6 protein-coding genes and 1 pseudogene are annotated in these 8,989 nt (G+C 68.4%); 1 reads left to right on the top strand and 6 read right to left on the bottom strand.

What is annotated here, in order from left to right; all coding sequences use genetic code 11:
• Positions 1-218: pseudogene (locus TSO5_RS22365) on the bottom strand (branched-chain amino acid ABC transporter permease LivH); the annotation flags it as partial.
• Between the two features lie 764 nt (positions 219-982).
• Positions 983-2,107 carry an alanine dehydrogenase gene (gene ald, locus TSO5_RS22355; protein WP_109153697.1) on the bottom strand — a complete coding sequence of 375 codons (1,125 nt, stop codon included), beginning with the start codon at positions 2,105-2,107 and terminating at the stop codon, positions 983-985.
• Between the two features lie 206 nt (positions 2,108-2,313).
• Between ald and TSO5_RS22350 the strand changes: the two genes are divergently transcribed.
• Positions 2,314-2,793: an Lrp/AsnC family transcriptional regulator gene (locus TSO5_RS22350; RefSeq protein ID WP_109153696.1), complete on the top strand. Its 480-nt coding sequence runs from the start codon at positions 2,314-2,316 to the stop codon at positions 2,791-2,793.
• Between the two features lie 7 nt (positions 2,794-2,800).
• Here the strand turns inward: TSO5_RS22350 and TSO5_RS22345 are convergent, their stop codons facing one another.
• The 4 genes from TSO5_RS22345 to TSO5_RS22330 form a co-directional block, all read right to left on the bottom strand.
• The gene (locus TSO5_RS22345) at positions 2,801-3,976 is read right to left on the bottom strand and encodes a DNA polymerase IV (RefSeq protein WP_109153695.1); all 1,176 of its coding nucleotides are present in this window, start codon (positions 3,974-3,976) and stop codon (positions 2,801-2,803) included.
• 71 nt (positions 3,977-4,047) lie between these two features.
• Positions 4,048-4,368: a hypothetical protein gene (locus TSO5_RS22340; RefSeq protein ID WP_109153694.1), complete on the bottom strand. Its 321-nt coding sequence runs from the start codon at positions 4,366-4,368 to the stop codon at positions 4,048-4,050.
• Positions 4,369-4,407: 39 nt separating this feature from the next.
• Positions 4,408-5,097: a response regulator transcription factor gene (locus TSO5_RS22335; protein WP_109153693.1), complete on the bottom strand. Its 690-nt coding sequence runs from the start codon at positions 5,095-5,097 to the stop codon at positions 4,408-4,410.
• A 101-nt stretch (positions 5,098-5,198) separates the two neighbouring features.
• Positions 5,199-8,765 (bottom strand): PAS domain-containing hybrid sensor histidine kinase/response regulator, encoded by a 3,567-nt coding sequence (locus TSO5_RS22330; protein ID WP_109153692.1) that lies wholly within the window; start codon positions 8,763-8,765, stop codon positions 5,199-5,201.
• Between the last annotated feature and the right edge of the window lie 224 nt (positions 8,766-8,989).

The following is an 8,989-nucleotide window of genomic DNA, read 5'->3' as shown; positions in this document are numbered from 1 at the left end:
AGCATGATCAGCAGCGCCAGCGGCACCCAGGTGACGCCGAGCGCGCCGATGGCCAGGAAGGTGATCAGCGCGACGAAGGCACCGATCATGTAAATCTCGCCATGGGCGAAGTTGATCATGCCGATGATGCCGTACACCATCGTGTAGCCGATCGCGATCAGGCCGTAAATCGCCCCAAGCGACAAGCCGTTGATCAATTGCTGTATGAAATAATCCATCAGACAGGCTTCTCCCACTCTCCCAGGACACCGATTAGGCAGGCACGCGAGACTTGGTGCTCAAGACTTGAATTAAGCCGTGTGCGGCAGCGGAGTTCCGATCCGGATGAACGGGGGAGAACATCCAGGACCGAGGCAGGGGACGCTTGGAACCCCGCCGCCGCACCCGGTTCTTGCCGAAGCCCCGCCGGATGCGGGATCCGGCGGGGCTTCGGGCGAATTCGTTATCGGGGACCGCTGCGGGTCTGCGTCTGGCCAGTCTGAATGTGTCGGCTCGGAATCGTCCGGCGGCCCAGGATCGGGCCTTCCGTCATCCGGATACGCGACGACAGCGCGGGGGTGCTGTTCCGCACCCGAGCGGCATTCCGTCGTTCGACCATAGCCAACAGCTCCCACTTGCGCGGCACGGCCTGCGGCCGTGGCGTCCCCACCGGCATCGCTGCCGGACATCCTGTTTGTGAATCTCGGCTCAGATCGGACGGAATGACCGCCCGGTCCGGACCAGTCGGCGAAAGGCGCCGCGCCTTACCCTGTTCAAAACTGTTCTTTGTCTTCGGCCCCGGCACTTAGGTGCCGGTTGCGTATGCTGTCAGTTTTCTTGACACAGACAGGTAATGCAACTTCATCAGTAGGCGCAACACTCTCTTTCCGCGGGCTGAAAAAAACAACAATCATTCTGAACCCATGGAGCTGTTCCGATGAAAATTTCTCGGATTTGTGTGTACGGGAAACATCGTTCAGATCCTTGTCAACAGCTGTTCACATCATCCGCCGACCAGTTGGCGGGGGTCGGTGAAGGGCTGTCCCAGGGCCTCGGCCACCGCCCGATAGGTCAGCCGGCCGGCCTGGACGTTCAGCCCGGCCAGCAGGTGCGGATCCTCGGCCAGCGCCCGTTTCCAGCCCTTGCCGGCCAGCGCCTGGACGAAGGGCAGGGTGGCATGGTTCAGCGCCTCCGTGCTGGTGCGGGCGACCGCGCCCGGCATGTTGGCGACGCAGTAATGGACGACGCCGTCCACCACATAGGTCGGGTCGGAATGGGTGGTGGCGTGGCTGGTCTCGAAACAGCCGCCCTGGTCGATGGCGACGTCCACCAGCACCGACCCGCGGCGCATGCCGGCCAGCTGGTCGCGGCGCACCAGCTTCGGCGCGGCGGCCCCCGGCACCAGCACGGCGCCGACCACCAGATCGGCGTCGGCGACCAGCCGGTCGAGCGTGTCGGCGGAGGCATAGACCGTCTTCAGCCGCGGCCCGAACAGGTCATCGAGCTGGGCCAGCCGGGGCATCGACCGGTCGGCGATGGTGACGTCGGCGCCCAGTCCCATCGCCATGCGGGCGGCATTGGCGCCGACCACGCCGCCGCCGATGACCAGCACCTTGCCGGGCAGCACGCCGGGCACGCCGCCGAGCAGGATGCCGGAGCCGCCGTTGCTCTTCTGCAAGGCGACGGCGCCGACCTGGATCGCCATGCGGCCGGCGATCTCCGACATCGGCGCCAGCAGCGGCAGACGGCCGGCGCGGTCGGTGACGGTTTCATAGGCGATGGCGGTGCAGCCGCTTTCCATCAGCAGCCGGGCCTGTTCGGGATCGGGGGCGAGGTGCAGGTAGGTGAACAGCACCTGATCCGGCCGCAGCCTGCGACATTCCGCCGGCTGCGGTTCCTTGACCTTCACGATAAGGTCGGCCTTCGCGAAGACCTCCTCGGCGGAGCCGGCGATCTCGGCCCCCGCCGCGCGGTAGGCTTCGTCGGAAAAGCCGATCTCGGCACCGGCGCCGCCCTGCACCAGCAGGGAGTGGCCGTCCGCCGCCAGTTCGCGGACCGAGGCCGGCGTCAGCCCGACGCGGTACTCGTGGTTCTTGATTTCCTTGGGAACGCCGATGCGCGTGACCATGCGAGAACTCCCCGATCCAAGCGCCTGACTCAGCCAATCTGGGCCGACCCGATCTGGTATCCGGGGAAACCATCGGTGTGGCGGATTGTCTCAGGAAGGTCACTATACGGCGGGCGGACGGAGAGAATCTCTGCAAAGCCTTGCATGAATCCCCCATAGTGTGGTGGAGCTTTCGCATGATCCGCCACGTTTTCGAATAAAGTTGCATGCACGCCCTGGACGCTCTGGACCACAAGATCCTGCGCCTTCTCCGCAAGGACGGCCGGATGAGCAACGCCAAGCTGGCGGCGGAGGTCGGTCTGTCGCCATCGGCCTGCCTGCGCCGCCTGCATATGCTGGAGCATTCCGGCGTGATCCGCGGCTATACCGCCATCATCGAAACGGCGGACGAGGAGCGGTCGGTGACGGTCATCGTCCAGATCACGCTCGAACGGCAGACCGACGATTACCTGCGCCGCTTCGACGCCGCCGTCCGCCGCTGTCCGGAGGTGCGGGAATGCTTTCTGCTGTCGGGCAGCTCCGACTATCTGCTGAGGGTGGTGGCGCAGGACCCGGCCGATTACGACCGCATCTACAAGGACTCGCTGTCGCGCTTGCCGGGCGTCGTGCGCATCCAGTCGAGCTTCGCCATCCGGAGCGTGGTGCGGCCGGGCAGCCTGCCGGCGCTGGAGGAGTCCGCCGACTGAGGCCGCGCTATCCGAACAGGTCCAGTTCCGGATCCGGCGCGGTTTCCGGGTGGGTCAGGTCGGTGCAGCCGATGCCGATCAGGCGGAAGGCGCGGCCGTCGACCTCGCGCTCCAGGAGGGCGATGCCGGCGGCGAGGATCGCCTCGGCCGACCGGGTCGGCTCCACCCGGCGGGAGCGGGTCAGCTGCTGGAAATCCTTGGTCTTCAGCTTCAGAACCACGCTGCGGCCGAGCAGCTTTTCGCGCTCCAGCCGGCGGGCGACCTTGTCGGCCAGCGGGCGAAGCTCCTGTGCCAGGGCGGGCAGGGTGGTGACGTCCCAGTCGAAGGTTTCTTCCGACGAGATGCTCTTGCTCGGCGACTCAGGATGGACCCGGCGGGAGTCCTCGCCGCGGGCGTAGCTGTAGAGCACCCGGCCCATGGCGCCGTAGCGCTTGACCAGCCAATGCTCGTCCTTGTCCTGCAAATCGCCGACGCGGGTGATGCCGTCGGCGAACAGCTTGCGCTCCAGCGCCGGGCCGACGCCCCACAGAATGGTGACCCGCTTGGGCGCCAGGAAGGCCGCCGCCTCCGCCCGGCCCAGCGCGGAAAAGCCGCGCGGCTTGTCGAGGTCGGACGCGATCTTCGCCAGCAGCTTGTTGTAGCTGAGGCCGATCGAGGCGGTGATGCGCAGTTCCCGCTCGAAGCGGCGGACGATTTCCACCAGCGCCTGGGCCGGGCTGATGCTGAGGCGGTCCTCGACGCCGGTGAGGTCGAGATAGGCCTCGTCGATGCTGATCGGCTCGACCAGGGGGGTGAAGGCCTCCATGATCGCGCGGGCCTGATGGCCGACCTCCTTATATTTGGCGATGTTGGGGCGGATGATGGTGGCGTCGGGGCAGCGGTCCAGCGCCTCGCGGATCGTCATGGCGGAGCGCACGCCCGACATGCGCGCGACATAGCAGCAGGCGGCCACCACCCCGCGATGGTCGTCGCCGCCGACGATCACCGGGCGGCTGGCCAGTTCCGGCCGGTCGCGCTTCTCCACGGTGGCATAGAAGCTGTCGCAGTCGATGTGGCCGATGGACAGGTTGTGCAGCTCCGCATGGCGGAACAGCCGCCGGCTGCCGCATTTCGGGCAGCGCGTCACCTCGCCCGGCAGGGCGGCGGCGCAGTCGCGGCAGACGCTGTGCAGGGCGGTGGTCATCGTGGCGGCAGCTTAGCAAAGGGGGGCGCCAACCGCCAGCTTATGCGTACAAAGGAAGAACGGGGTGGGTGTCAGCGCGACGGCGACTTCGCCCGGTCGCCGGCGGCGATGCGCGAGGCGAGGGCCTGCAAGCCGCCCAGCAGCAGCTTCGCCATTGCCCAGTGGTAGAGCGCCGACCCTGCCAGGACCGCCAACAGCGCGCTCCAACCGCCGATCCAGCCGGCGAGCAGGGAAACGACAAGGGAGGCGGCGGCGGAGACGATCAACGCCACCAGGATCGTCAGCCCGTTGGCACCGTTGATCCGGCCGAGGATCGCCGCCCGCTCCATCGCCGCGGCACCGAGCAGGACGACCAGCGACAGGGTCAGCGACAGGCTGAGCAGTATGACCATGGTGGCGCTCGGGTTACAGTCAGTGGAAAGAAGCGGGCATCACCGCAGCACATCCCCGCCCACCGCCAGCCGGCCGGCGACGACGGCGGCCTGGGTGCGGCTGACCACGTTCAGTTTGCGCAGGATGCTGGAGACATGGACCTTCACCGTCTGCTCCGACACGTTCAGTTCGCCGGCGATCTGCTTGTTCAGCTTGCCGTCGACGATCATCGTCAGGATGCGCAGCTGCTGCGGCGACAGGGAGGCGAAGCGGCGGGCGGCATCGGTCTCGTCGGCTTCCGACGAGGCGGCGGACAGCGGCGGCGCCCAGGTCTCGCCGGACAGGATGGCGCGGATGGCGTCGGCCATCGCCGGCATCGACAGCGATTTCGGGATGTAGCCCGAGGCGCCATAGGCGAGCGCCCGGCGGATGGTGTCGGAGTCCTGCAGGGCCGACAGGATGGCGACCGGCACGGTCGGGTGATGGGCCAGCATCAGGAACAGGCCGGCGAAGCCGTTGGTGCCGGGCATGTTGAGGTCGAGAAGAACGAGGTCGATGTCGTCCGGCCGCCGCCCCACCGCGGTCATCACCGAGTCGAGGTCCGGGCATTCGATCACCCGCACCTCCGGCATCGCCTTGCCCAGCGCGTCGCGCAAGGCGGCCTGGACCAGCGGATGGTCGTCGCCGATGACGATCGTCGTTTCAGTGGTGGATTCAGCGGTCGTTTCAGTGGCCGCTTCTGTAGCCATCGCCTGTCCGGACGCCGTTGGTTCGCTTACCGCGCTGTCCTCGCCCATGGTTTCCGCACTCCCCCCATTTGCGGCCGCCCGGCTTTTGTCCGGTTCCGGCCTTATCGCTCGGCCACGGCCGCCGTCTGCAGCGCCGCCCCGTTCAGGAAGCGGCGCAACGACGCCGGCTTCACCGGTTTGTAGAGCACGCCGCAGCCGCAACGCTCCGCCTCGGCCCGCACCGCTTCGGAACGGTCGGCGGTCAGCAGCAGCCCCTTGACCGGACGGTCCCACAATTCCCGCAACCGCTCCAGAACCGCAAGCCCCGTCTGGCCGTCACCGACGTGATAATCGACGCAGACCACATCGGGAAGCGCCCCGTCGAAGGGAGCGAGCGCCGCCAGCGCCCCGGTGACGTCCGACGCCGTCGCCACCCGGCAGCCCCATTGGCCGAGCAGGGCGCGCAGGCCGGCCAGGATCGGCTCCTCATTGTCGATGCACAGCACCAGCAGCCCGGCGGACAGGGCGGCGGGGGTGGAGACCGGGCGGTCGACCGGGGTGGCGCGCGCCTGCTCCAACGGCACCTCGACCGCAAAGCCGGTGCCGCGCCCGACGGTGGAGCGCAGGGTGACGGGATGGCCGAGCAGCCGGGCGATGCGGTCGACGATGGCGAGGCCAAGGCCGAGACCCTTGTCGGCCGGGTTGCCGCCGCCATTCTCGCCGCCCAGCCGGCGGAACTCCTCGAACACCTCGCGGCGCTTGGCTTCGGGGATGCCGGGGCCGGTGTCCCACACCTCGATGCGCAGGCGGTCACCATGGATGGGGTCGCGGCGGCGGCGGCAGCCGAGCAGCACCCGGCCCTTGGGCGTGTAGCGGATGGCGTTGGACAGGAAGTTCTGCAGGATGCGGCGCAGAAGCTGCGGGTCCGACCGCACGACCGCGCCGCAGCCGACCACCTTCAGCGTCAGGCCGCGTTCCTGCGCCAGGGCGGAGAACTCCACCCCCAGCCCGCCCAGCAGCTCGTCGATGGCGAAGCTGCGCATCTGCACCCGGACATTGCCAGCGTCCAGCGAGGAGATGTCGAGCAGCCCGCCCAGCAGCATCTCGGTCGAGCGCAGCGAAGCGGCGGCGTTGTCGATCATGCCGCATTCGGCCGACCGCTGCTCGGGCGTCGGCAGGGCCCCTCGCATGCTCTCCTCCAGCGCCGAGACGAACAGGCGGGCGGCGTTCAGCGGCTGCAGCAGGTCGTGGCTGGCGGCGGCGAGGAAACGGGTCTTGCTGGCGTTGGCCGTCTCGGCCTCCGCCTTCGCCTGCTGGAGGGCGTCGGTGCGCTCCTGCACGCGCTGCTCCAGGCTTTCGTTGGCCTCGCGCAGGGCCTCGGCGGCGCGGTAGCGCTCGGTCACGTCGGTGTAGGTGGAGACGTAGCCGCCTTCCGGCAGCGGATTGGCGACGATCTCCAGAACCGTACCGTCGGGGCGCCGCCGCTCGTAGCGGTAGGGCCATTGCTGGTTGGCGGTGTCGCGGTTGGTCAGCAGCGCCTTCATGTCGTGGGCGCTGTATTCGCCGCGCCGCTCGTTGAAGCGGATCAGGTCGGCGAAGGGCACGCCCACCCGCACCATGTCGGCCGGCAGGTCGAGCAGTTGCAGATAGCGCTGGTTCCAGGCGGCGATGCGGTAATCGGCGTCGATCACGCAGATGCCCTGGCCGATGTTCTCCAGCGTCGCCTGAAGCAGCTTCCGGTTGAAGCGTAGCGCTTCCGACGCCTCGTCCAGCATCGCCATGGCGTCGCCGCGCGACAGCGAGCGGCCCTGCAGCGAGGCCGCCATCACCACCCGTGCCGACGCCGCGCCGATGGCGCCGGCGATCAGCGTCTCGGTGAAGCGGACGGCGTCGAGGTCGGCGGGACCGCCCTCGCCCTTGCGGCCGACCAGGTGAAGCAGGCCGCCTCTGGCGGCGTAGGCGTCGAAGGCGGCGTTGCCGCGCTCCGCCCCGACGAAGCGGATGGCGAGCGCGCGCAGGTCGGCCAACTTGGCGAGGGCCTGGGGGGTGTCGTCCTCGTCCCGGTCGGCGGTGGCGGTGGTGTAGAAGACGGCCTGGGTGCGCTCCACCGCGCTGGGGCGGGCCAGCAGCGATCCGGCGACGAAGGCGATCAGGTTGGCCAGCAGGCTCCACAGGCTGGCGTGGGAGATGGGGTCCAGCCCGTCGATCCCGAACAGCGCCTGCGGACGCAGCCAGCCGATGCCCCAGGGGCCGAAATCCAGGAAATCCGCCGACACCGGGATGATGCCGCCCATCGACGGCACCAGCAGCGTGTAGACCCACAGCAGGAAGCCGGCGCCCAGCCCCGCCAGCGCCCCCACCCGGTTGGCGCGCGGCCAGTAGAGCCCGCCGAAATAGGCCGGCCCGAACTGCGCCACCGCGACGAAGGACAAAAGACCGATGACGGTCAGCGGGTAATCGCGATCGACCAGCCGGTGCATGATATAGGCGAGCAGCAGGATCCCCAGCACCGACAGCCGCCGCACCAGCAGCAGCGTGCCGACCATGTCGCGCCGGCCGACGCGGGCGGCGAAGCGCGGGCGGCTGAGCAGCAGCGGCATCACCACGTCGTTGCACAGCATGGTGCTGAGCGACACCGCGGCGACGATGACCATGCCGGTCGCCGCCGACAGGCCGCCGATGAAGGACAGCAGGCTGAAGCCGCCGGCCCCCGCCGCGATGGGCAGGGTGATCATGAAGGTGTCGGGGTTGATGCCATCTCCGAAGGTGATCAGACCGGCCACCGCGATGGGGATCATCAGGGCGCTGAGCGCCAGCAGGTAGGTCGGGTACATCCAGGCGGCGGCGCGCAGATGGCGGGGGCTGTCGTTCTCCACCGTCATCACATGGTACATCTGTGGCAGGCAGAGGAAGGCGATGATCGAGATCGCCGTGTTCGACCACCAGGTCGGGTCAGTGAAGTCGGGCGACAGCAGCGGGTCAGCCTGCGGCCGGGCGAGCAGGTCGGTGTAGCCGTCGAACATGCCCCAGACGATGAAGGCCGCCACCGCCACGAAGACGGTCAGCTTCACCAGACTTTCGAAGGCGATGGCCAGCATCAGGCCGCGGTGATGCTCGCTGGCGTTGATGTGGCGGACGCCGAACAGAATGGTGAAGACCGCCATCGACAGTGCCACCGCGAAGGCGGTGTCGCCCCAGATCGGCGGCGGCAGGGCGGCCGGGGCGGCCAGCGAGGGGGCGGTCAGCACGTCGAAGCTGGCGGCAACCGCCTTCAGCTGAAGCGCGATGTAGGGCAGCACGCCGACCAGCGCGGTCAGCGTCACCAGCGCCGCCACCGCCTGGCTCTTGCCATAGCGGGCGCCGATGAAGTCGGCGATGGAGGTGACGTTCTGCGCCTTGGTGATGGCGATGGTCTTGGTCAGCACCGGCCGTGCCGCCAGCAGCAGGATCATCGGCGCCAGATAGATCGGCAGGAAATCGAAGCCGCTGGCCGACGCCCGCCCGACCGAGCCGTAGAAGCTCCAGCTGGTGTTGTAGATGCACAGCGTCAGCGCATAGAGGATGGCGGCCGTCCGCGGCGACGCCGACAGCAGCCCACCCCCGGCGGTGCGGCGGTCGCCCCACCAGGCGATGGCGAACAGCACCCCCAGATAGGCCGCCGAAACGGCCAGCACCAGCCAACTCTGCACGACCGACGGACCTCTTGCCGGGGGAGGGGAAATGGTGCCTGAGCCTATCCCAAGGTTTGACCCGCCAACAACGGCCGGTCTCGATGTTGCACAAAAACTGTGCAGCCCTGAACGAAGGTAGGGGGCGCGTATGGTTCGACGTTCGAACTATTCTGCGCCTGCCGGACGCCGCCGTCCCGGTCGCCGCTGGTGCGACGGCCGGCGTTCCTGCTCCCGACCATGGG

It is taken from the genome of Azospirillum sp. TSO5 (assembly GCF_003116065.1).
In the GTDB taxonomy this organism is placed as follows: domain Bacteria; phylum Pseudomonadota; class Alphaproteobacteria; order Azospirillales; family Azospirillaceae; genus Azospirillum.
The sequence above is the reverse complement of the archived record's forward strand: the minus strand, read 5'-3'. Positions and strand labels throughout refer to the sequence as shown.

Coding starts and splice junctions, on each gene's coding strand:
- ald (WP_109153697.1), bottom strand. CDS start 2,107: ATGGTCACGCGCATCGGCGTTCCCAAGGAAATCAAGAACCACGAGTAC.
- TSO5_RS22350 (WP_109153696.1), top strand. CDS start 2,314: ATGCACGCCCTGGACGCTCTGGACCACAAGATCCTGCGCCTTCTCCGC.
- TSO5_RS22345 (WP_109153695.1), bottom strand. CDS start 3,976: ATGACCACCGCCCTGCACAGCGTCTGCCGCGACTGCGCCGCCGCCCTG.
- TSO5_RS22340 (WP_109153694.1), bottom strand. CDS start 4,368: ATGGTCATACTGCTCAGCCTGTCGCTGACCCTGTCGCTGGTCGTCCTG.
- TSO5_RS22335 (WP_109153693.1), bottom strand. CDS start 5,097: ATGGCTACAGAAGCGGCCACTGAAACGACCGCTGAATCCACCACTGAA.